Consider the following 22,410-nt stretch of genomic DNA (forward strand, 5'->3'; position numbering starts at 1 on the left):
TTTCTGTGAAACCTTTTCGACTACTTCTTTCGACTTCGGCGGGCGTCCGGAGTGGGCGCGGGCGGGGCGGCGGGTGAGCGGGACGGCTTCGCCTTCGGCGATTCGTCCGCCTCCGGGGCCTGCTCCGGACGCAGCTCCCGGCAGTACGCCTCGACCTTGCCCGCACCACCGGCGGCGGCCACCAGATCGGCGAACGCGGGGCTGCGCAGCGCGTTCTCGCGCTGCGCCGCCGGCTTCGCCAGGTACGCCCGGCACTGGCCGGCCAGCTTCCCGTCGGAGGCCGGCTTGCCGGAGGCGCCGGGCCGGCCGGACGGGGACGCGGCGGAGGGGCCGGTGCCGGGGGTGGGCGCGCCGGTCGTCGGCCCGCCACCTGACGAGGATGGCGCCGCCGGATCGGAACCGGATCCGCCCGGCACGGAGGCGGGCGGCCGGGGTGCCGGGTCCGGCTCGTCGCCGCGGTCGAGGGTGACCGCGGCGAAGGCGGCGCCGGCCGTGGCGGTGGCGGCGATGCCGGCGACCCAGGCGACCACCCCCGTGGTCACCCGTCGCCGGCGCCGGGACGACGGGGCGGGCGCCGGGGCGGCCGCGCCCGCCGCCACGCGGGCGGCCCGGAACGCGGCCAGGGCGGCCTCCTCGCCGGCCAGCTCACCGGGGCGGCCCGGGGCGGCCGCGGCGGAGAGCAGCCGGGCGAGCGGTTCGTCGCCCGGCGGCGGCGCGGCGGCGGACCGGGCGGCGTCGAGCAGCCGCTCGGCCTCGGCCCGGCCGGCGGGCCGCTCGACGCCGTCGGAGCGGCGGAAGTTCATCCAGTTTCCCCTCACGTCATCCGTCCGCCGGCTCGGCGTGGGACGTGCTCGGCGTCTGCCGGCCCCGCCGCGGGTGGGGCGGGCCGGTCCGCTCGTCGCCACCGGACGGTTGGGGCAGGTCCTGACGTTCCAGCAGCGCGGCGAGCCGGCGCAGGCCGCGGTGTGCGGCGGTGCGGACGGCACCCGGGCGGCGCCCGAGCACCCGACCGGCGGTCTCGGCGTCCAGCCCGATCACCGCGCGCAGCAGCACCGCCTCGGCCTCCCGGGGTGGCAGCGTCGCGATCAGGGCCAGCGCGGCCTCCGTACCGATGGTTTCACCGGCCCGTTCGGCCGTGTCGGCGTCGCCGGCGAGTTCGCTCAACGCCTGCACCGGCACCGGCAGGGAGGGACGGCGACGCTGGCGGCGCAGGTGGTCCATCGCCCGGTTCCGGGCGATCGTGACCGTCCAGGCCCGGAACTCCCCGCCGGTGAAGCTGGGCAGGTCCCGGGAGATCTGCAACCAGGCCTCCGAGGCGACGTCCTCGGCGTCGGCGCCGACGAGAGCGGTGAGATACCGCAACAGGCCCGGCTGGAGGCTGCGGTACAGGAAGCGGAAGGCTTCCTCGTCGCCGGCCTGCGCCGCGGCCACCGCCTCGCTCAGCTCACCGGTCATGCGTCCGCCGCCCCTGCCGTGACCGGCAGGTCGAGCGTGACGCACCCCCGGTGCGGCAGCCGAACCCCCTCGCGCACCAACAGCCCCCCGCTGACCCCATCGCACCCCGCCGAGCGGCCGGGCGGCATGTCTGACACACGCCGCGACAATACGGCGGTCGGCCGAATGCCGCACCGGCACCATGGGCTGGCCCGAGTCGCGCTAACGGTAGGAGTCAATGGACAGGTGGACAAGTCACGGCCCGGCGGGAAAAGAGTGAGAAATATCTAGCTGAACAGTCGGCGAGTCCGCGTGACGGAAAACGGCCGCGGGACGCCCCGGGCCAGGTCATCGTGCCGCGGGCGTCCCCGGTGGGCCGTTACGCCCGGCTTGCCGCCACCGCCCGCGGCCATTGTGACAGTCGGTCCGGGCCCCGTCACCCCCCGTTCGCCGGACCGTCGTGGCACCGGTACCGGCGCCGTCCGGGTGCCGGACCCGACGGGGATATCGCCATGAGTTCTTTTCTGCTCCTCTGGGTACGGTATTCGGGTGTTGTCATCGGAGGTCGTGCTCAGCGGTCGCTACCGCCTGGACGAACGTGTCGCCACCGGCGGCATGGGCGACGTCTGGCGTGCCACGGACCTGGTCCTGGGCCGCCAGGTCGCGGTGAAGGTGCTGCTGCCGGCGCTGGTCTCCGACCCCGACTTCATCGCCCGGTTCCGCGCCGAGGCGCGGATCATGGCCGCCCTGCGCCACCCGGGCATCGTGCAGGTCTTCGACTGCGGCGAGGACCGCCTCGCCGACGGCGGCCGCGCCGACTACCTGGTCATGGAGTTCGTCGAGGGCGAGCCGCTGTCCCGGCGGATCGAGGCCGCCGGCCACCTTGACGTCGCCGAGACGATGTCGATCGTCGCGCAGGCCGCCCAGGCGCTGCACGCCGCGCACGCCGGCGGGATCGTGCACCGCGACGTGAAGCCGAGCAACCTGCTGGTGCAGGAGGACGGCATGGTGGTGCTGGTCGACTTCGGCGTCGCCCGGTCCACCAACGTCACCAGCATCACCAGCACCAACGCGGTGCCGGGGACGGCGCTCTACATGGCGCCGGAGCAGGCGTCCGGCCGTCCCGTCTCCGCCGGCACCGACATCTACGCGCTCGGCGCGGTCGCGTACTGCTGCCTCACCGGCGAGCCGCCGTTCACCGGCGACAACCCGCTCCAGGTCGCGGTGCGGCACCTGGACGACGAGCCGCCGGCGCTGCCGGAGGAGATCCCGGCGCCGGTGCAGGAGCTGGTGTCGCGGGCCCTGGCCAAGGACCCGGCCGACCGGTTCGCCACCGGGGCCGAGATGGCCGCCGCGGCCCGTGCCGCGCTGAGCGACGGCGCCGCGACGACCGCGTTCGTCCCCCCGGCGCTGCGGGGCGCGGCGGCCCCTGCGACCACCACCCGGGGCGACGTGCCGGTGCTCCCGGCGGCCGCCACCGTGGCGCCGGCGCGGGGCCGCGGCCGGCGCGGCTCGCTGGTCGGCGCGCTCGCGGCGGTGCTGGTGGGACTCACCGCGCTGGGCGCGGCGCTCGGCGCGGCCAAGGAGACCGGCGACGGGGCGACCAACATCAAGAGCACCCCGCCGGCGGTGGTACCGACCTACGAGGGGGAGCTGCCGGCGAGCCCCGAGGAGACCGGCGTGGACCAGCCGAGCCGGCCGGACCGCACCTGGAACCCGGGCAACCGGCCCTCGGCCACCGTGACGGCGACGCCGTCGCCGGGGCCGAGCGGGTCGGCCGAGCCGCAGCCGACCTCGGAGCCGACCACCACGCCGGCGAACCCGCCGACCACCACGGCGCCGGCGGACCCGCCGACCACCACCACCGCACCGGCCGACCCGCCGCCGACCACCACGACGCCTCCCGGCGAGGACCCGCCGCCGCCCGGCACCTGACGGCAGCTCGACACCGCGTCCCCCATTAGTCGCAAAATCGGACTTTCAGCCCCATACAAGCCCTAAACTCCCGGGCAGGAGTCACTTACTGCCACGGGAGCGAACGTGCGGGTTGAGAAGCTGGTCGTCATCGGTCAGGGGTACGTCGGTCTGCCACTGGCGATGCGTGCCGTCGAGGCGGGGCTGGACGTGGTCGGCCTCGACGTCGACGCCGACCGGGTCAAGCGGCTCGCCACCGGCGAGTCGTTCGTCGAGGACATCACCGCCGAACGGCTCGGCCGGGCGCTGGGCAGCGGCCGCTACCGGCCGAGCACGGAGTACACCGACGCCGAGGGCTTCGACATCTGCGTGATCACCGTCCCGACCCCGCTGCGCGACGGCGCTCCCGACCTCAGCTACGTCGAGCAGGCCGGCCACGGCATCGGCCGGTACGTCCGGGCCGGCTGCACGGTGGTCCTGGAGTCGACCACCTACCCCGGCACCACCGAGGACGTGCTGCGGCCGCTGCTGGAGTCGGCCAGCGGCCTGCGCAGCCCCGGCGACTTCCACCTCGGCTACAGCCCGGAGCGGATCGACCCGGGCAACCGCACCTGGCGGCTGGAGAACACCCCCAAGGTGGTCTCCGGCGTCGACGGCGCCTCGCTGCGCCGGGTCGACGACTTCTACCGGCGACTGGTGGAGCGGACCGTGCCGGTGGACTCGACCCGGGTCGCCGAGCTGACCAAGCTGATCGAAAACACCTTCCGGCAGGTCAACATCGCCCTGATCAACGAGCTGGCGATCGCCTCCCACCACCTGGGGGTCGACGTCTGGCAGGCGATCGACGCCGCCTCCTCCAAGCCGTTCGGCTTCATGCCGTTCCGGCCCGGCCCGGGTGTGGGCGGGCACTGCCTGCCGATCGACCCGTGCTACCTGTCCTGGCAGGTGAAGCGGACGATGGGCCGGCAGTTCCGGTTCATCGAGCTGGCCGACGACATCAACCACCAGATGCCCGAACACGTGGCCCAGCGGGTGATGGCGGGGTTGAACCGGGTGGGCCGCTCGGTGAACGGGGCCCGGCTGCTGCTGCTGGGCCTGGCGTACAAGAAGAACACCGGCGACATGCGGGACTCCCCCGCGGTGGACGTGGCCCGGCGGCTCAACGACCTCGGCGCCGAGGTGCGCGCGGTCGAGCCGTACGCCGAGCCGCAGCACATCCCCGGCGGGGTGACCGTGGTCGACCTGACCGAGCGGGAGGTCGCCGAGGCCGACGCCGTGGTCGTGGTGACCGACCACGACAGCTTCGACTACGACCTGGTGACCCGGCACGCCCGGTACGTCTTCGACACCCGCGACCGCTGCCGGGGCGCGGTGGTGGAGCGGCTCTGACCCGTACGGTGGTGGCCGGTCCCGCCCGGGACCGGCCACCCGCCGGGTCACTCCGCGCCGAGCGCCTCGACCACCGGCCGGCTCAACGCCCGGCGGGCCGGCAGCACGGAGGCGAGCAGGGCGGCCAGCACCGCCACCGCGAGCATCAGCCCGAGCCGCCCCCAGGGCAGCACCAGGGTGAAGTCCCCGCCGATCTTCGCCACGAAGGCCATCGCCCCGGCGACGAAGGCCACGCCGAGCACGATCGCCAGGGAGGACAGGAGCAGCCGCAGCGCGTCGGCGCGCAACGAGCGCAGGGTCAACCGGATCATCGCGGTCACCGCCCCCGCGCCGGGGCGACCCGGTCGAGGCCGGCGAGCGTGTCCAGGATCCGCTCGGCGGTCGGCGCGGTCAGCTCGCGGACCAGCCGGCCGTCGGAGAGGAAGACCACCCGGTCGGCGTACGCGGCGGCCACCGGGTCGTGGGTCACCATGACCACGGTCTGGCCGAGGGTGTCGACGGCCTCCCGGAGCAGCCCCAGCACCTCGGCGCCGGAGCGGGAGTCCAGGTTGCCGGTCGGCTCGTCGGCGAAGACCACCCAGGGGCGGGTGACCAGCGCCCGGGCGACGGCCACCCGCTGCTGCTGGCCGCCGGAGAGCTCCGCCGGCCGGTGCCCGAGCCGGTCGGCCAGGCCGACCGCCGCCACCACCTGCCGCAGCCAGGCCGGATCCGCCCGCCGGCCCGCGATGGCCAGCGGCAGGAGGACGTTCTCCTCGGTGGTCAGCGCCGGCAGCAGGTTGAACTTCTGGAAGACGAAGCCTGCACCATGGCGAGCCCAGCCACCACGGCGGCCACCGCCGACGGGTGGACCCGGCGCCACAGCAGGGCGACCGCCATGGCACAACCGACCAGCGTGGCGGGCACGCCACCGGGCTGGCTCCCCACCGCGGCCACGGCGAGCAGCGCCACCACGCCGGAAACGAGGACGTCGAAGGCGAGTGAGCGCAGCGGACGGCCGAAGAGGGTCCGGTTCACGGTCACCCAGCGTACGGGCAGCCACCGGCGTCGATTCCCTACGATGTCGCCAACACGGCGGGTGACGACCGGGCGGCAGGCGGCTCGCGGGGTGTTTCCGCTTTCGATCAGGAGCCGGCGCGGTCCGCGACGAAGACGCCCAGCCCCTGGTGACCGTAGAGTTCACCGGTCTCGATGAGGATCGTGACCGCCTGGCGGACCGTCGACTGGCTGCCGACCTCGTACATGTCGGCAAGGGCCTTGGTGGACGGCAGCTTGTGGCCGGGAGGCCACTCGCCTGAGGCGATGCGCTCCCTGATGTCGGCGATGATCCGTCTGTAATGCGGCTCGAACTTGCGTGGTGTGGGCATGCGAAGTACTCCCAGCTAGGCCCACACATCTGATCACGACAGCCGGAAGAACTTCAAGCGCATCGTTGACTTTACCGGTAATGACGGTAAGGTGCCGAAGCGAGGGAAGAGCCCAGCTAGGCACTGAGGTTCCTCCGTCGTCGGAGCAGCGGCACCTTCTGACAGTGCGGGCCTCGCATCCCGCGCCGGCAGAAATGCTGCTCCGACACCACTCGTCACGCCGCCGACTGAGCGGGAGCAGGCCCGGGGCGGGTGCCGGGCTCCGACCGGCCGGGCGCGCGGTCGCGCCGGTCGCCCCCGCCCGCCTCGGCGCCACCGCGGACACATCCCAGGGAGGGACATGGACGACGACATGCCCGGCAGGCCGAGCCGGTGGCACCGGTGACCGCACCGCGGTGGGTCATCCACCTGCCGACCACTCTGACCAGCCAGGACGGGGCGGTCGCTCTGGCGCTTGCCCTGCGCGTCTCGCTGGGCCACGTCACCGCCATCGATTTCGGTGAAACCACCCTCAGCGAGGAGGACCAGCAGTTTCTGCGTACGCGGATCTGGTGTGACGCCAGGCTGGAGGGGCCTGGCCGCTGCCGCCGCTCCGCAGACCACGACGGCACGTGCGCGCCGGGTAGCCAGTGAAGGATCCGACGCCGAACCGGTCAGACCAGCTCGCGCATGCGGTTGATCTCGACGGACTGCTCGGTGGCGACGGAGTTGGCGAACTCGTTGAGCTGCTGGTCGACGCCGACCTTCAGCAGGTCGGTCGCCATCGTGACGGCACCCTGGTGGTGCGCGGTCATCAGCTGCACGAAGAGCCGGTCGAACTCCGCCCCCCGGGCGTCGGCCAGCCGGCGGATCGCCTCGGGCGACTGCATGCCGCGCATGGTGCCGTGGTCGTGGCCGGGCACCTCGGCCGGCAGGCCGCGGGCGCTGAGCCAGCCGCGCATCATGCCGATCTCCGGCCCCTGCGCGCCCCGGATCCGGTCGGCCACCGCCCGGACCTTCGCGCTGCCGGCCCGGTCCTCGGCGAGTTCCGCCATCTCCAGCGCCTGCTGGTGGTGCGGAATCATCATCCGCACGAACCAGACGTCGAGGGAGTTGTAGCGCGGCGAGGCGGTGTCGCGGACCTCCCCGGCCGGGCGGGCGACGGCCGACTCGCCGGGACGGCCGGGGACGATGACGGCGGGGCCGTCGGCCGGCGCCGGGGTGGCGGCGGCGGTCGATCCGGCGGTCGCCGGGGCGGGGCGGTCGGTGGGCCGCAGCGCGAGCCCGATCGCCACCAGCACCACGGCCGCGACTGTGACGACGAGCAGGGTCCGTCCACGTCGGGCGGTCATGCGACTCCCCCTCCGGTCGAGGTCGCAGCGATCGTATCCATTGACGACGGCCCTTTCATGTGACCCAGATCACATCGATGTTCTTCGCCGGACGGTAAGGTGTCCACAATCATCAACCCCTGTCGAAGGGCTCTGCCGATGATCAGATTTTCCCTCCCCCGACGACGCCAGCTGAGGATCGTGAGCCTGGCCGCAGCCGGTCTCCTGGTGGCGAGCGTGGCCACCGCCCCGGCCAGCAACGCCGCCGTGACGCCCGACGCGGAGGCGGTCGCCACGGCCACCACCGCACAGGCCGCCACGGCCACCACCGCCGGCCTCGGCGTGGACGAGATCTCCAGCAGCCCCAACCTGCGTCAGATCGCCAACCTGCCGAAGCAGGCGCCGTTCGACACCCTGGCCTCGCTCGGGACGGACATGGCCTTCCAGGGCCGGTACGCCTTCGTCGGCAACTACAACGGGTTCGTCATCTACGACATCGGTCAGCCCAGCACCCCGAAGATCGTGTCGCAGGTGCTCTGCCCCGGGTCACAGAACGACATCTCCATCTACGGCGACCTGCTCTTCCTCTCCACCGACTCCTCCCGCACCGACGACTCCTGCGCGAGCACCGCGCAGCCGGCCTCGGTCAAGGAGTCCTGGGAGGGCATCAAGGTCTTCGACATCAGCGACAAGGCCAACCCGCGCTACGTCAAGGCCGTCGAGACCGCCTGCGGCTCGCACACCCACACCCTGGTCCCCGCCAAGGACCGCCGCTCGGTCTACCTGTACGTCTCGTCGTACAGCCCGCGGGCCGAGTTCCCGGACTGCCAGCCGCCGCACGACTCCATCTCCATCGTCAAGGTCCCGGTGAAGGACCCGACCGCAGCCGCCGTGGTGGCCACCCCGAACCTCTTCCCGGACGGCGGGTACGGAGGCATCCCGGGGCAGACCTCGGCGACCAGCGGCTGCCACGACATCACCGCGTACCCGGCGAAGGACATCGCCGCTGGCGCCTGCATGGGTGACGGCATCCTGATGGACATCTCCGACCGCGAGGCGCCCCGGGTGATCAACCGGGTGCGCGACACGGTGAACTTCGCCTTCTGGCACTCGGCGACGTTCAACAACACCGGAACCAAGGTCGTCTTCACCGACGAGTTGGGCGGCGGCGGCGCGGCCACCTGCAACGAGGTCGTCGGGCCGAACCGTGGCGCGGACGCCATCTACGACATCACCGGTCGCGGCGACGCCCGGACGATGGTTTTCCGCAGCTACTACAAGATCCCGCGGGTCAACGCGGACACCGAGAACTGCGTGGCGCACAACGGCTCGCTGATCCCGGTGCTCGGCCGCGACATCATGGTCCAGGCGTGGTACCAGGGCGGCGTCTCGGTCTGGGACTTCACCGACTCAACCAAGCCGAAGGAGATCGGGTTCTGGGAGCGGGGCCCGCTGTCGGACACCCAGCTCGTGACGGGTGGCGCCTGGTCGACGTACTACTACAACGGGCACATCTACTCCAGCGACATCCAGAAGGGTCTGGACGTGCTGGAGCTGAACGACTGGCGGACCTGGACGGCCAACCTGGTCCGGTTCCGCGAGCTGAACGTGCAGACCCAGGCCGGCTACCTGAGCTGGTAGGGCCACGTCGCAAGGGCCCGGTCCCCGTCGGGGGCCGGGCCCCTGCGCGTACGGCGGGGTCAGTTGATCGGCAGCTGGTAACGCCGCTCCTTGCCGGTCGCGGTGACCAGGCGCACCTCGCCGCTGCGCAGCCCGTACGTGACCGACCAGCGGGTGTGGCCCTGCCGCACCCGGTCGAGGATCCGCAGCGCCGCCGGGGCGTCCACCCGGGCGCCGGCGCTCTCCAGGGCGGCCGCGATGGCCCCGTACCGACGGTCGGCGCGCCGCTCCTGCTCGGACACGCCGACCACGGGCACGTTGGTCAGCGCCTGCCAGCGGCCCTCGCCGCGCTGGACCCGCATCGCCCCGTCCACGAACTCGACCACGGCCGAGCGGCCGGTCGCGTCGGCGAGCAGGTAGTGCAGCGGCGGCCCGCCGTCGAAGTCCAGGTTGTACCGGCCGAAGACGGCCACCGCCTCGTCCACCGTGGCGGCCCGGTCGAGCACCAGTCGCAGGATGCGCACCGAGCCGACCGTGGGACGGCCCGGGACCGGCGTGACCCTCGCGTGGTCGTCGGCGGCCAGGCCGACCGCGAGCCCGCGCTCGTTCATGCCGTCGAAGGGCAGCAGCGGCGCGTCCAGCAGCCGCCGGTCGCCGGTCGGGTCCGGGCCGATCCCGAGGTACGACAGGTCCACCAGGGACACCGAGGCGTAGCCGTCCGGCGGGTCGGTACGCAGCACCATCGCCGGGTTGGCCGCCCAGTCGAAGTTGCGGGCGAACAGCGGTCGGGCCGGGTCGCCGCTGGCGGCGAAGAGCGAGCAGCCGAACGGGCTCGCCTCGGGCTCGGTGTCGGTGCCGACCGTAGCGTCGTACCGGCCGACGTAGGTCATTTCGTACAACGGCAGTTTGTCGACCCGGCGCAGGCTGGCCAGGGTGCGCCCGACCTCGTCGGCGTCCTGTCGGGAGGCGGCCGGCACCCGGTCGCCGGCCGGCGCGGGCGGGGTGTCGTCGGTGCCGGCGCAGCCGGTGGTGGCGAGCAACAGGGCGAGCCCGGCGCCCAGGAGAGTCCTCCGCATATCTCCGGAACGCTATGGGAGACCCCGGGGGTTGTCCACCGACCGAAGGCGACACCGGTTTTCCGTTTCGGGCATTTGGGTACCTGGATCCGGACGGACGAGAGGAGAAATGCCCATGAAGCGCAACGAATACCACGTGGTGCCGAACGACGGCTCCTGGAAGGTCGAGCAGGGCAGCCGGAGCCTCGGCTCGTACGACACCAAGCACCGCGCGGTCGAGGAGGGCCGCAAGGTGGCGCACGCCAACGAGCCCAGCCAGCTCGTCGTGCACACCGCCGACGGGAAGATCGAGACCGAGTACACCTACAAGGACGATCCCTTCCCGCCCGCCGGCTGACCGGCGCTCCCCCTCCGGCGGCCTGCCGGAATCACCTGGGTCACAGGCGGTTCCGGCAGGCCGCCGGTTCATGAGCGGGCACGGTCGTCGGCGGGCGCCGGTCGCGCCTCAGCCGGCCGGTATCCGGGCGAGCTGCTCGGCGATGGCCGCCTCGGTGAGCTCGGGCCGGCCCCCGGGCCGGCCTGCGGTGGCTCCGGCGGCGGCCACGGCGCGCCGGGCGGTGTGCTCGCGCGGCTCGCCCCGCAGCAGCCCGGCGGTGAGCGCGGCGACGAAGGCGTCCCCGGCGCCCGTGGTGTCGACGGTCGGGGTCTCGCTCAGCGGTACGAAGAGATCGGCGTCCGGCCAGGCGAAGGCGTTGCCCACCCCGGCCACCTCGACGGCGACCAGGGACGGCCCGCGCCCGAGCAGGTCCCGGGCGGCGCGCAGGCCGCCGGCCGGGTCCGTCGGTGCGGCGCCGGTGAGCAGCCGGGTCTCCTGGGCGTCGGCGCGCAGGACGTCGGCGAGGGCCAGCAGCTCGTCGGCGCCGGCCCGGTCCGTCGGCGCCCCGTCGAGCACCACCCGGCGGCCCGCGCGGCGGGCGCAGCGGGCCGCGGCCAGCGCCGCCGCCAGCGGTTGCTGCAGCTGCAGCACCACCACGCGGGCGGTCCGCAGCAGCGCCGCGGCGGCGAGCACGTCCTCGGCGGTGAGCAGGGTGCCCGGTGGCAGATCCTGCACGTAGTGCCAGTGGCCCTTCTCGTCGACCAGGTCGACGATCAGGCCGGTCGGGGTGCCCGGCCGGCGGAGCACGGCCCGTACGTCGACGCCGTCGGCACGGGCCTGGGCCAGCAGCCGGTCACCGACCTCATCGTCACCGACGACACCCAGCAGTCCGACGTGGACGCCGAGCTGGGCAAGGCCGACGGCCTGGTTGGCGCCCTTGCCGCCGAGCAGCTCCCGGCGGCGTCGTACCGGCGCCGTCCCCGAGGCGGCCGGGAGCTCCTCGACCAGCAGGACGAGGTCCCGGGCCACCTGACCCACCACCATCACGTCCGGTTCCGCCACGCCGGGCTACTACCCGCCCGCGCCGCCGGCATGTCCGTCGCCGCCGGGTACCCGGATCGCCCCGCAGGTGAGGCGTCGGCCGCTCGCCGGCCCGGGTTCAGCGAACCGACGTCCCCCGGGTGGGACGCGGTCCGACCAGCCGGCGGACCAGCGGGGCGGCGTTCCACCTCGCCGCCCCGACCAGGTCCCGGGCGTGCTCCAGCACGGTGTAGTCGGGTCGGGCCAGCCCGTCGGCGATGGCCCGGTCCAGGTCGTTGCCGCAGCGGGTGAGCACGCTGTCGAAGTCGCGGCGGACCGGCTCCAGCAGGTCGTAGCCGAACCGGCGGTGCAGCCGGGAGAAGAACGGCTTGTAGAGCCGGGCCCGCTCGTGCAGACCGGAGGAGTACGACATCGGGTTCTTCGGCCGCCGCCGGATGTAGTCGGGCAGCACGTCGGCGAAGGCCCGCCGGACGATCCACTTCTCCTGCCCGTCGCGCATCTTGAGCGCCAACGGCAGCCGCATCGCCAGCTCCACCACGCTGAGGTCGAGGAAGGGCACCCGGGCCTCCACCCCGTGTCCCATGCTGGCCCGGTCGACCCGCTGCAACTCCGTACGGCAGAGGTTGCGGATCCGGTGGAGGAAGAGCCGGCGGGCCCGGCCGGGGCCGGCCCGATGGTACATCGGGTAGCCGCCGAACAGCTCGTCGGAGCCGTCGCCGGTGAGCACCACCTTGATCCCCATCTCGTGCAGTCGCCGGAAGATCGGCACGGAGACCACCGCGTTGATGATGTCGCCGTACTCGGTCAGCTCGGAGATCCGGATCGCCTCCCGGACGTCGGCCAGCCGGATGTCGCGCGGGCGCAGCTGGACCACCTCGTGCGGCACGCCGAGGTCGGCGGCGAGCCGCCGCGCGTACGCCACGTCGGGGCTGTCCGGCACCCCGACGGTGATCGCCACGCAGTCCGGGTGCAGCTCGCGGACGTGCAGCATCGCCAGTGAGCTGTCCAGGCCGCCGGAGAGCACCACCCCGACGGTGAGGTCGGTGTCCACCCGCATCCGGATGCTGTCGCTGATCGCGGCCCGGACGAGCAGTGCGGCCTCGTCCGGGTCGTCCACCTCGGGCAGCCCGTCGCCGAGGGCGAGCAGGTCGAGGTACGCCACCAGCTCCACCCGCCCGCCCGGGTCGGCCCAGCCGTGGTGCCCGGGCGGCACCTCGTCGACCGGGGCGCGCAGCCCGACCAGCGCCTTCACCTCCGAGGCGACGTGCAGGCAGCCGGGCGTGCGGGCCCAGTAGAGCGGCTTGACCCCGAGCGGGTCCCGGGCCAGGTAGACCCGGCCGGTGGCACGTTCGGCGACGGCGAAGGCCCACTCTCCGCGCAGCCGGTGCACCGCCCGCTCACCCCAGCGCAGGAACGCGGCGAGCACCACCTCGGTGTCGCTCGCGGTGCGGAACCGGTGCCCGGCCCGGGTCAGCTCGGCGCGCAGCTCGTGGTGGTTGAAGACCTCGCCGTTGTAGCAGAGGACGTACCGGCCGTCGGCGGAGGTGAAAGGCTGCACGGCGCGGTCCCGGTCGACGATCCGCAGCCGCCGTACGCCGGCGAGCAGGCCGTTCTCCTGCCGGGTCTCGGTGACCTCGCCGCGGGGGGTGAGGACGGCGAGCATCCGGCGGAAGATCGCCGGGTCGGCCTCGGGCCCGGCGCAGAGCGCGATGCCACACATCCGCCTCAGGCCCCCATCTCGGCCTCGTAGGCCGAGCGCAGCCGGGCGCGGGCGCCCGGCGCCAGGCACACGTGCCAGGCCTGCCCCTCGTCGACGACGTTGATCTCGCCGGCGGCCTGCCGGGCGAGCAGGATCTCGGCCAGCGTGTCCCGGACGCCGAAGCGCGCGAACCAGGCCATCTCCACGTCCACCGCCCAGCCGAGGCAGTGCCCGCTGGGCACCATCGCGGCGTACCCGAGGCGGCGCAGCTGGTACTGGTGCTCGGCGCTGCGGACCAGGCTGGTCACCCAGAGCGGCGGGGTGGCCGGCGGGGTGGCCCGGGCCAGCTCGCGGGCCAGATCGTTGAGGAGCGCCACCACCTCGCGCCGGGTGCGCCGGAACTTCACCCCGGCGGTGCGCGGGGTGGCGTCCGGGCGGAGCTTGCGGCGCACCGCCCGGACGCCCCGGCCGAACACGGTGGCCGGCTGCTCCTGGTAACGGAAGGCGAGCAGCCCCCGCCGGCGCAGCCACTCCAGGTCGACCAGGTCCGGATGGGTGTCGACCTGCTCGTCGGTGAGGAAGGTGGCGGTGTCGCGCCACCACATCACGTCGATGCGGGAGAGCAGGTAGATCCGGACCAGCGCGGTGAGGTCGCTCGCCGAGGTCCGCTCGTTGGGCTGGTAGCGGGCCATCTCCAGCAGCAGCGTCTCGCGGGCGCCGATGAACCCCTGCGGGGTCGCGTCGAGCACCGCGGCGATCGCCGGCTCCCGCAACCGCTGGTCGAGCAGCACCTGGCGGGCCGCGCTGGACGTCGCGTCGGCGAGTGCCCCCACCTCCACCAGCAGCTCCGCCACCGCGTCGCGGTACGCGTCGAGGTCCGGCGGGGCGGGCGGCACCGCGCGGGCTCGGCCCAGCGCGGGCGACCGGCGCGCCGGGGCGGGCGAGGAGACGGACGGGCCGGGTTGGGGGCCGGAACTTCGGCTGGGCACGCGCATGGTCGGGTCCTCTCCCGGTACGACACGGTGCGGATGAACCTGAAACACACCGTAAGCACCCGGAACAGGGAAAGTACGAGCAATCCTCCCATCCACTCCTAAGGGCGACGACCGGTCGCTGTCATCCCCTGCACGTCCGCGTACGACGGCAGCGCCGGATCCGGTTCCACCGTCCCCGTCCGGACGGCGTCAGCGGTGCGGACCACGGCGGCCAGCGCCGCCCGGAACAGCAGCGAGCCGGTGCTGACCCGGGCCACCCCGAGTCGGCCGAGCACCGCCGGCGACGGCCCGCCGGGCTGGGCCAGGACGTTCAGCGGCGCGTCGACCGCGTCGGCCAGCCGCCGGACGACGGCCGGGTCACCGACCCCCGGGACGAAGACGCCGTCCGCCCCGGCCCGCCGGTAGGCCCGCGCCCGCGGCAGCGCCTGCTCCAGCGGGTCCGGCAGGCCGAGCCACCAGGCGTCGGTGCGGGCGTTGACGAAGAGCCCCGGCACCCGGGCCCGGACCGCCTCGATCTTCGCCACCATCAGGGCCGGATCGGCGAGACCGCCGTCGGGCCGCCCGTCCTCCAGGTTGATCCCGACCACGCCGAGGGCCGCCAGCTCGGCGGCGTACCCGGCGACGGCCGACGGGTCGTCGCTGAAGCCGGCCTCGACGTCCACGGTCACCAGCACCGGCAGCCGGACCAGCAGCTCGGCGAGGCGGAGAGTCTCCTCGGCGGTGGCCGCCAGCCCGTCCGGCCGACCGGCGGCCGCGGCCACGCCGAGGCTGGTGGTGCCCACCGCCGGGTGGCCGGCGGCGGCCAGGGCGGCGCCGGAGGCCTGATCCCAGGCGTTGGGCAGCACCAGCGGCCGGCCGGGGCGGTGCAGGGCGCGGAAGGCGGCGTGGCGGTCGCTCATCGGGGCACGGCCGGTCGGGTGCGCGCGGGTCCGAGTTCCGGTCGGGTCGCCGTGCCGGACCGGCGCTCGCGCAGCACGTCCACCACCCCGGTGGCCAGGGCCAGCGCGTGCCGTTCGCCCGGGCAGCCGTGCGGGCCGGCGCCGAAGGTCAGCACCGACCGGCCCGGCACGAACCGGTCCGGCGCGGTGACCACCGCCGGGTCCCGGTTCGCCGCGTCGAAGCGCAGCACCAGCTCCGCGCCGGCCGGGACCGGCTGTCCGCCCACCCGGGCCGGGCGGGCGGCGATCCGGCGGGTGGCGCGTACCGGTGGATCGAGGCGCAGCACCTCGGCCAGCAGCGCCGCGGTGGGCACCGCCGGGGCGTACCGGGCGGCGGTCCCGATCAGCGCGGCGGTGGCGTCGCAGGCCTGCACCAGCAGCCCGATCCGGTTGGCCAGCGCCTCGGGCGGCTCCGCCGGAGACATCGCCACCAGCGCCGCGACCGCCCGGTCCGCGCGGCGCACCGCGGCCGGCCCGGCGCCGGGCTGGTAGGCGGCGGCCAGCACGGTCACCGCCGGCACCGCCGCCGCCGGATCGGCCAGGCCGAGCCGGGCCGCCAGCACCCGCAGCGGTACGCCCCGAGCCAGCCGCGCCGACCCGGCACGCGGGTCGCGGTCGAGTTCCTCGGCGGTCAGCCGGGCGGCGTCGCGCCGGAGCCCGTCCGGCGGGCAGTCGGCGAGCCCGGCGACGGCGGCGGCCCGCCGGGCGGGATGCCGGTCCGGCCGGCTGAACCGGGCGACGGTGCCGCGCAGCCAGCCGAGGGTGCCGGGCGGTCCCGGCGCCGCCTCGGGCACCCGGAAGTCCGGATCGGTGAGCACCGCACAGACGTCCGCGTGGCGGGTCACCGACCACACGCCGCCGTCGAGGGTGGGCGGGCCGCAGGCCGGGGTGTCGGGGCCGGGCGGGATCAGGGGCGTCGGGTCGCTCATCCGCCCGACGCTAGGGGCGGATCGCTTCGGCGCCGACCGAACTCTGCCGGGCCGATGCCGGTCTCGGTGGCGGTTTCCGGGGCGGTGATGTCGGCCTCGTCCGGGTCAGGCGCGTCGGGCTGCCCCGGTTCGGGCGCGACCGCCCGGGTCGGGCCGGCTGCCCTGGTCAGGCGCGCCGCCGCCGGCGGGACGACCGCGCGGCTCGGGCCGGCCGGGCCGGTCAGGCGCGCCGCCGCCACCGGGACGACCGCGCGGCTCGGGCCGGCCGGGTCGGTCAGGCGCGTCCGCCGCCACCGGGACGACCACGCGGCTCGGGCCGGCCGGGTCGGTCAGGCGCGTCCGCCGCCGCCACCGTCGGGGCGGGGCGGCACCAGCTCGCCGGCGTCGATCCCCAGCACCTCGGGCAGCGCCGCCACGCCGGCCGGGGTGACCCGCACGCTGCGCCCGGTGCCGCGCGTCGTCCAGCCCAGCTCGGCGAAGCGGCGGCACAGCGCGGCGCCGAGCGCGCCGGCCAGGTGGGGACGGCGTTCCGTCCAGTCCAGGCAGTCCCGCACCAGGGGCCGTCGGCCGCCGCGCAGCGGCGCGACGCCGAGGTCGGCCAGCCAGTCCCGGCCGGTCGGGGTGACCGCGAGACCGCCCGCGCCGTCGAGCAGACCGCGGGTCAGCAGGGCGTCGCGCAGCCGGACGCCGAGCCGCCCGGCGAGGTGGTCGTAGCAGGTCCGGGCGTGGGCCAGCGCGGCGTCGGCGGTGGCCACGCGCAGCGATCCGGCCGGGCGCGGCGCCGGCGACGCGTGCCCGGCCAGGTCCTCGATCAGCTGGGCCACGGCCGGGTCCGCCAGCCGCAGGTAGCGGTGCCGTCCCTGGCGCTCCTCCACCAGCAGGCCGCCCCGGACCAGTCGGGTGAGGTGTTCGCTGGCGGTGGAGGGGGCCACCCCGGCGGCGCGCGCCAGCTCGCCGGCCGTCCACGCCCGCCCGTCGAGCAGGGCCAGGCAGATGCCGGCCCGGGTGTCGTCGGCGAGCAGGGCGGCCAGGTCGGCGAGGCGGCGGCCATCGGTGGGCGCAGCGGTCATCCGCCGATGGTGCCACGGCGACGGTTCGGTGGACGCCGACCCGTGCCGACGCCTTTACATCGTTGTATTCATCGTTGTAGAACTGGACGGGATGACGCACCGACCACCATTCACCCCAACCGAGGCAGGTCTGATGGGTCAACTCCGCCGCGGCGGCGCGCTCGCCGCCGTACTCGGTCTGCTCCTGGCGGCGGTCGCCTCCGCGCCCGCCACCGCCGCAGCCGACGCCCCCGACCGCTACCGCAACCCGGTCTCCGCCGGATTCGCCGACACCTTCGCCGACCCCGTCGTCGTCCGCGGCGACGACGGCTTCTGGTACGCCTACGGCACCACCGACCCGCTGCGCGAGGGCGAGAAGCGGTTCCACCGGGTGCCCACCGCCCGCTCCGCCGACCTGGTCGACTGGACCTACCTCGGCGACGCCTTCGGCCCCGACCAACGCCCGCCGTACGCCACGGCCGACGCCGGCTTCTGGGCCCCCGACGTGCGACGGGTCGGCGACCGGTGGGTCATGTACGTGACCGTCACCGACACCACCGTCTCCCCCGACGGCGGCGACTTCGCCGTCGGCGCGGCCACCGCCCCCACCCCGACCGGTCCGTGGACCTTCACCGACCAGCCGGTGGTGGCGCCCCGTCCCGGCGGCGGCGGTGGCTGGCTCTGGACCATCGACCCGTCGGAGTTCACCGACGTCGACGGGAAGCACTACCTCTACTACGGCAGCTACTACGGCGGCATCTCGGTCACCGAGCTCTCCGCCGACGGGCTGCGCGCGGTCGGCACGCCCACCCTGGTCGCCATCGACAACAAGTTCGAGGGCAGCTACGTGCTGCGCCACGACGGCTGGTACTACCTCTTCGCCTCCACCGCCAACTGCTGCGCCGGCCCGGCCACCGGCTACTCCGTCCAGGTGGGCCGCGCGACGAGCCCGCGCGGGCCGTTCGTCGACCGCGACGGCATCCCGCTGACCGCCTCCCGGGCCGGCGGCACGCCGGTGCTCACCCAGAACGGCAACCGCTGGATCGGCACCGGGCACAACGGGTTCCTCACCGACCTGTCCGGACAGGACTGGATCGTCTACCACGCCATCGACCGGGCCGACCCGTACCTGGACGAGCCGTTCGGCATCAACGAGCGGCCGATGCTGATCGACCGCCTCGACTGGATCGACGGCTGGCCGCAGGTCAACGCCGGCGCCGGCCCGTCCGACGGCGACCGCCGGGCACCGGTGACCACCGCCCGACTCGACGCCCGCTTCGACTCCCCGGCTGCTCTGAGCGGCTGGACCGGCAGCGGCGCGTGGCGGGTCACCGACGGCCGCCTCACCGGCACCGGCGCGCTGACCAGCCGCACGGTGACCGGCGGCGACCTGCGCACGGAGGCCGACCTGCGGCTCACTGGTGCGGCGGCGGCCGGACTGACCGTCGGCCGGGTCGAGGCACGCCTCGACACCGCCACCGGCCGGCTCGTCGCCCGGGAGGCGGGCGGCACGACGGCGAGCGCGCCCCTGCCCGCCGCTCTCGACCCCGCCGACCCGCACCACCTCGCCGTCGAGGTGCGCGGCCGGCAACTCGTCGCCGAGCTGAGCCCGGCCCGGCTCGGTGACCAGCTCGCCGTGGTGTCGCTGCGGCTGACCCGGCCGACGGTCGGCCGGCTCGCCGTCGGCGCGACCGGCGGCGCGGCGGAGTTCGACAACGTCAGCGTCGCGCGGCTGCACCGGCCGGCCCCACCGGCGGTGCCGGAGCCCCGCGTCGGCGGGGTGGTGCCGGCGTACTCCGACGAGTTCGCCGACGGCCTCGACCCGGCCTGGCGCTGGGTCCGCCAGGATCCGGCGGCGACCGTCTCCGGTGGCGCGCTGCGCTGGCCGGTGCAGGCGGCGGACCTCACCGGCACCGGCAACACCGCCGGGGTGCTGCTGCGCGACGCGCCGACCGGCGACTACGTGGTCGAGACGAAGGTGACCCTCGACCTGGGCGAGGAGACGGTCCGCAACTATCAGCAGGCCGGCCTGGTCGCGTACGTCGATGACGACCGGTTCGCCCGGCTGGCCCAGGTGGCGATCTGGAACACCCGCCAGGTCGAGTACGGCTACGAGCTGCCCTTCGCCGGCCAGCCCGTCTACGGCGGGAACATCGTCGGCACCCCGGCCCCCACCACCTGGCTGCGGCTGGCCCACCGGGTCGACCCAGCCACCGGCGAGCACGAGTTCCGGGCCGGCTCCAGCCGGGACGGGACGCGCTGGACGTGGGGTGGGGTGTGGACCTTCCCCGCCGACACCACCCCGCGGATCGGCCTGATCGCGCACGGCGGGGCGCAACCGCCGGTGACCGCGGTCTTCGACTACGTCCGCTTCCACAGATGAGTCCCCGGGCGGGTGCGCGCCGACGTCGCGCCGCACCCGCCCGGCCGGCCCCGCCCGAGGCGGGCGCGCTTCGAGTCGGATTCGAGTCCGGTCTGGAATCCTGCATCGCGCCACAGCCGGTCCCGACTCGGCTAGAACGGAAGGCGGCCCCTTGGGCCCGGCCATCCGCGCCCGCGGCAGGCGTCGACCGGTGCCGTGATCGGAGCGCGCCGACGCACCCGACGGCGGCCGCGACGGCACGACATCCAGGACTCTCGAGGTGACCATGACGCAGGACTCCACCGGCACGATCCGGACCGCACCGACGCCCGACGAGGAACTCGTCGCGCTCCGGCGTGAACTCCGGGCACTCACCGACCACCGCGAGATCTCCGACCTGGTGGCCCGGCTCGGCAGGTGGCTGGACGGCCGCTGCCTCGGCGGCGCGGACGAGCTGTTCATGCCGGAAGCGGTCGCCGTGACGCCGGGCGGCACCGACGAGGGCCGTACCCGCCTGGTCGAGCAGGCGCGGCAGCACCACGCCCACTACCACCGGCTCCAGCACTCGATGGCGCACCTGCTCGTCGAGCAGGACGGCGACCGGGCATCGGGGCAGGCGAACCTGACCGCCGTCTTCGTCGAGAACGACCCGCCGGCCGTCCGGGTCCTCGCCGGCGACTACCGTTTCGACTTCGTCCGCACCGCCGACGGCTGGCGGTTCTCCCGCCTCGAGATTCGACCCACGTGGATGTCGACCGCATCGCAGGTCGTGCTCATCCCCCCGCCCGCCGGGGCCTGACCGGTCAGGCCGCCCGGCCGACGGCACGTACGACGCCGTCGCCCGGGCGGCACGACCGCCCCGCCCGGGCTGAGTGCGTCGACGGGCGACCGGCACGGCGCTGGCTCAGAAGAGCTGGTCGTGCTCGACCTTGCGGGAGCGCAGCAGCAGACCGCCGTCCTCGCCGCGCACGATCACGTCCCGGACGACGCAGCTCGGCGCGATGTCCGGCTTACCACCCGGGCGCGTCGTGATCACCAGCGCGTAGCAGGTCGAGCGGATGCTCCCGTCGTCCTGCGGTTCGAGGTCGATCATGTTGAACCAGTGCCGGCGCTGCACCGGGTCGTTCTCGAACCGCTTGTGGAACTCGTGCAGGTCGGCGGCGATGCCGGCCCGGGTCCGGGCCGGTTCCCGTCCCGGCGTGTGGCCGAACTCCGCGTCCTCGGTGAACGTCTCGGCGTAGGCCTCCAACTTGCGTTCGTCGAGCTGGCGCATCTGCCGCGCGTAGAACTGCTGGACCTCCGTGTACAGCTCGGTGAACGAGGTGGACGTCGGCATGGGTGACCTCCGGGATGGCTGGCCTGGACAGGGGCACCGGAGGGCGGGCCCCGGCGGCACCACGATGACCGTCCGGACTCGAATCCGGCTCGAAGGCCGGGCAGTCCCCGGCCCGGCGGCGACACCCGGCTCTCCAGGCACCCTCGACCGGTGTTCGAGGACGGACGGTGATCCTCGGCGGCGTCACAGTCGGCCGTGCGGGTGAAGGGGAGCCAATGTCGGAGCAGAGCCAGCGAGTCGCGATCGTGTCTGGGGCCACCAGCGGAATTGGGCTGGCGGTCGCCCGGTCCATTGCTCGCAGCGGGGCACGGGTCTACCTCTGTTCCCGCCGAGAGTCGGCGGTCGCGGACACCGTCAAGAGCCTCCAGTCGGAGGGCCTCGACGTCGACGGCCGTAGCTGCGACGTGCGGTCCGCGGAGGACGTCACGCGGTTCGTGAGCGCGGCGGTGGAGCGGTACGGGCCGATCGACGTCCTGGTCAACAACGCCGGACGCCCGGGCGGCGGCGCCACGGCCGAGATCGACGACGAACTCTGGTTCGACGTCATCAACACCAACCTCAACAGCGTGTTCCTGATGACCAAGCAGGTCCTCACCACCGGCGGCATGTTGGCGCGGGGCCGGGGTCGCGTCATCAACATCGCCTCCACCGGCGGCAAGCAGGGTGTGGTCCACGCCGCCCCCTACTCGGCCTCGAAGCACGGCGTGGTGGGTTTCAGCAAGGCCCTCGGCCTGGAGCTGGCGAAGACCGGCATCACCGTGAACGCGGTGTGCCCCGGGTTCGTGGAGACCCCCATGGCCGAACGGGTGCGGGAGCACTACGCGGACATCTGGGGCGTCGACGAGGCCGAGACCCACGCCCGGATCACCGGACGGGTCCCGATCGGCCGCTACGTCGAGGTGGAGGAGGTCGCCGCAATGGTGTCGTACCTGATGAGCGACGGCGCCGCCGCGGTGACCGCGCAGGCGATGAACGTCTGCGGTGGGCTCGGCAACTACTGACAGGTCACGGGACACCGGCCCGGCCGGACACGGATCGAGCAGCCGGACCCGGCACGGTTTCGAGGAGAGGCACCGTCATGACGAGTGACACCACCCGGGCGCCGCACCGGCCACCGGAGGAGACGCCCGACGACCACGACCCCCGGGCGATGCGGGACATGCAGGCCGCGCTGGAACTGGTCCGCAGCAGCACACTGGAACTGCTGACGGGTTTCGGCCGTACCCCGAGCGCCCTGCGCGTGCGAGCCGGCGGCGTGACGGTCGAGGCCGAGTGGCCGGTGGAACCGACCACCGCCCACGCCGCCACCGACGCTCCCGTGGCGGTGGCGGTGGCGCCTCCCCGCGGCTCCACCCCCCTCGCCGTCGAGCCGGACGGCCACCAGGTCCGCTCACCGGCGGTCGGGATCCTGTTCCACGCGCCGTCACCCGGCGCCCCGCCGTTCGTCTCGGTGGGCGACACGGTGAGCCCGGGCCAGCAGCTGGCGATCGTGGAGGTGATGAAGCTGATGATCCCGGTCGAGTCCACGGTGCACGGCACGGTCAGCGCGGTGCTGCACGACAACGGCGAGCCGGTGGAGTACGACGACCCGCTCTTCCTCATCAACGTCCCCGAGGACTCCTGACCGGCCCGCTCCGC

Annotated in this window: 24 protein-coding genes and 1 pseudogene; 9 read left to right on the forward strand and 16 right to left on the reverse strand. The window is 74.4% G+C overall.

The features are described from left to right. Positions 1–20 precede the first annotated feature (20 nt). Both V6U89_RS16245 and V6U89_RS16250 read right to left on the reverse strand, forming a co-directional pair. Entirely contained in the window at positions 21–803 is a 783-nt protein-coding gene (locus V6U89_RS16245) for a hypothetical protein (RefSeq protein WP_334571994.1), read from the reverse strand. 16 nt (positions 804–819) lie between these two features. After that, positions 820–1,455, reverse strand: coding sequence for an RNA polymerase sigma factor (locus V6U89_RS16250; RefSeq protein WP_334571995.1), 636 nt, complete (start codon positions 1,453–1,455; stop codon positions 820–822). Positions 1,456–1,983: 528 nt separating this feature from the next. Between V6U89_RS16250 and V6U89_RS16255 the strand changes: the two genes are divergently transcribed. Further along, a complete protein-coding gene (locus V6U89_RS16255; protein WP_334571996.1) occupies positions 1,984–3,369 on the forward strand; it encodes a serine/threonine-protein kinase in 1,386 nt (461 codons plus the stop codon). 105 nt (positions 3,370–3,474) lie between these two features. Next, positions 3,475–4,737: a nucleotide sugar dehydrogenase gene (locus V6U89_RS16260; protein ID WP_334571997.1), complete on the forward strand. Its 1,263-nt coding sequence runs from the start codon at positions 3,475–3,477 to the stop codon at positions 4,735–4,737. A gap of 47 nt (positions 4,738–4,784) precedes the next feature. Here the strand turns inward: V6U89_RS16260 and V6U89_RS16265 are convergent, their stop codons facing one another. From V6U89_RS16265 to V6U89_RS16280, 4 genes and pseudogenes are all read right to left on the reverse strand, one after another. Next, a complete protein-coding gene (locus V6U89_RS16265) occupies positions 4,785–5,048 on the reverse strand; it encodes a hypothetical protein (protein ID WP_334571999.1) in 264 nt (87 codons plus the stop codon). 5 nt (positions 5,049–5,053) lie between these two features. After that, positions 5,054–5,548, reverse strand: a pseudogene (locus V6U89_RS16270) (ABC transporter ATP-binding protein); the annotation flags it as partial. Then, positions 5,497–5,757: a DUF7134 domain-containing protein gene (locus V6U89_RS16275; protein ID WP_442933935.1), complete on the reverse strand. Its 261-nt coding sequence runs from the start codon at positions 5,755–5,757 to the stop codon at positions 5,497–5,499. The pseudogene V6U89_RS16270 and the gene V6U89_RS16275, both read right to left, overlap by 52 nt. A 101-nt stretch (positions 5,758–5,858) precedes the next feature. After that, complete coding sequence (locus tag V6U89_RS16280; protein WP_334572002.1) at positions 5,859–6,101, reverse strand: GntR family transcriptional regulator; 243 nt, start codon at positions 6,099–6,101, stop codon at positions 5,859–5,861. A 372-nt stretch (positions 6,102–6,473) separates the two neighbouring features. Between V6U89_RS16280 and V6U89_RS16285 the strand changes: the two genes are divergently transcribed. Next, positions 6,474–6,734 carry a hypothetical protein gene (locus tag V6U89_RS16285; protein ID WP_334572003.1) on the forward strand — a complete coding sequence of 87 codons (261 nt, stop codon included), beginning with the start codon at positions 6,474–6,476 and terminating at the stop codon, positions 6,732–6,734. Positions 6,735–6,754: 20 nt separating this feature from the next. Here the strand turns inward: V6U89_RS16285 and V6U89_RS16290 are convergent, their stop codons facing one another. Beyond that, positions 6,755–7,432: a DUF305 domain-containing protein gene (locus V6U89_RS16290; RefSeq protein ID WP_334572004.1), complete on the reverse strand. Its 678-nt coding sequence runs from the start codon at positions 7,430–7,432 to the stop codon at positions 6,755–6,757. A 138-nt stretch (positions 7,433–7,570) separates the two neighbouring features. Between V6U89_RS16290 and V6U89_RS16295 the strand changes: the two genes are divergently transcribed. Continuing rightward, positions 7,571–9,052 (forward strand): LVIVD repeat-containing protein, encoded by a 1,482-nt coding sequence (locus V6U89_RS16295; RefSeq protein WP_334572005.1) that lies wholly within the window; start codon positions 7,571–7,573, stop codon positions 9,050–9,052. 59 nt (positions 9,053–9,111) lie between these two features. On the opposite strand, the gene V6U89_RS16300 is transcribed toward V6U89_RS16295, so the two are convergent. Continuing rightward, positions 9,112–10,107, reverse strand: coding sequence for a linear amide C-N hydrolase (locus tag V6U89_RS16300; protein WP_334572006.1), 996 nt, complete (start codon positions 10,105–10,107; stop codon positions 9,112–9,114). 115 nt (positions 10,108–10,222) lie between these two features. On the opposite strand from V6U89_RS16300, the gene V6U89_RS16305 reads away from it, so the two are divergent. Next, complete coding sequence (locus V6U89_RS16305; protein WP_280836726.1) at positions 10,223–10,444, forward strand: DUF2188 domain-containing protein; 222 nt, start codon at positions 10,223–10,225, stop codon at positions 10,442–10,444. Between the two features lie 108 nt (positions 10,445–10,552). On the opposite strand, the gene V6U89_RS16310 is transcribed toward V6U89_RS16305, so the two are convergent. The 7 genes from V6U89_RS16310 to V6U89_RS16340 all read right to left on the reverse strand — a co-directional run bounded on the left by V6U89_RS16310 (position 10,553) and on the right by V6U89_RS16340 (position 17,095). After that, complete coding sequence (locus tag V6U89_RS16310) at positions 10,553–11,485, reverse strand: PfkB family carbohydrate kinase (RefSeq protein ID WP_334572007.1); 933 nt, start codon at positions 11,483–11,485, stop codon at positions 10,553–10,555. A 97-nt stretch (positions 11,486–11,582) separates the two neighbouring features. Continuing rightward, positions 11,583–13,184, reverse strand: a complete 1,602-nt coding sequence (locus V6U89_RS16315; RefSeq protein WP_334572008.1) for an asparagine synthetase B family protein — start codon at positions 13,182–13,184, stop codon at positions 11,583–11,585. Between the two features lie 5 nt (positions 13,185–13,189). Continuing rightward, positions 13,190–14,158 carry a hypothetical protein gene (locus V6U89_RS16320; protein ID WP_334572009.1) on the reverse strand — a complete coding sequence of 323 codons (969 nt, stop codon included), beginning with the start codon at positions 14,156–14,158 and terminating at the stop codon, positions 13,190–13,192. Positions 14,159–14,256: 98 nt separating this feature from the next. Then, a complete protein-coding gene (locus V6U89_RS16325) occupies positions 14,257–15,057 on the reverse strand; it encodes an isocitrate lyase/PEP mutase family protein (protein WP_334572010.1) in 801 nt (266 codons plus the stop codon). Then, entirely contained in the window at positions 15,054–16,025 is a 972-nt protein-coding gene (locus tag V6U89_RS16330) for a cytochrome P450 (protein WP_334572012.1), read from the reverse strand. The genes V6U89_RS16325 and V6U89_RS16330 overlap by 4 nt, the downstream gene beginning before the upstream one ends. Further along, on the reverse strand, positions 16,022–16,264 hold the full coding sequence (locus V6U89_RS16335) for a hypothetical protein (RefSeq protein ID WP_334572014.1): 243 nt from the start codon (positions 16,262–16,264) through the stop codon (positions 16,022–16,024). Before V6U89_RS16335 ends, V6U89_RS16330 begins: the two co-directional genes overlap by 4 nt. Before the next feature lie 90 nt (positions 16,265–16,354). Then, complete coding sequence (locus tag V6U89_RS16340) at positions 16,355–17,095, reverse strand: ArsR/SmtB family transcription factor (RefSeq protein ID WP_334572015.1); 741 nt, start codon at positions 17,093–17,095, stop codon at positions 16,355–16,357. A gap of 133 nt (positions 17,096–17,228) precedes the next feature. Between V6U89_RS16340 and V6U89_RS16345 the strand changes: the two genes are divergently transcribed. After that, entirely contained in the window at positions 17,229–19,457 is a 2,229-nt protein-coding gene (locus V6U89_RS16345) for a family 43 glycosylhydrolase (protein WP_334572018.1), read from the forward strand. 265 nt (positions 19,458–19,722) lie between these two features. Beyond that, the gene (locus V6U89_RS16350; protein WP_334572048.1) at positions 19,723–20,235 is read left to right on the forward strand and encodes a nuclear transport factor 2 family protein; all 513 of its coding nucleotides are present in this window, start codon (positions 19,723–19,725) and stop codon (positions 20,233–20,235) included. 105 nt (positions 20,236–20,340) lie between these two features. Here the strand turns inward: V6U89_RS16350 and V6U89_RS16355 are convergent, their stop codons facing one another. Further along, positions 20,341–20,772: a nuclear transport factor 2 family protein gene (locus tag V6U89_RS16355; protein ID WP_210777993.1), complete on the reverse strand. Its 432-nt coding sequence runs from the start codon at positions 20,770–20,772 to the stop codon at positions 20,341–20,343. Between the two features lie 215 nt (positions 20,773–20,987). Here V6U89_RS16355 and V6U89_RS16360 point away from each other — a divergent pair, with 215 nt between their 5' ends. After that, complete coding sequence (locus V6U89_RS16360; protein ID WP_334572020.1) at positions 20,988–21,773, forward strand: SDR family NAD(P)-dependent oxidoreductase; 786 nt, start codon at positions 20,988–20,990, stop codon at positions 21,771–21,773. Between the two features lie 77 nt (positions 21,774–21,850). After that, a complete protein-coding gene (locus V6U89_RS16365) occupies positions 21,851–22,396 on the forward strand; it encodes an acetyl-CoA carboxylase biotin carboxyl carrier protein (RefSeq protein ID WP_334572021.1) in 546 nt (181 codons plus the stop codon). Positions 22,397–22,410: the final 14 nt, after the last annotated feature.

The organism is Micromonospora sp. CPCC 206171 (assembly GCF_036906755.1).
GTDB lineage: Bacteria > Actinomycetota > Actinomycetes > Mycobacteriales > Micromonosporaceae > Micromonospora > Micromonospora purpureochromogenes.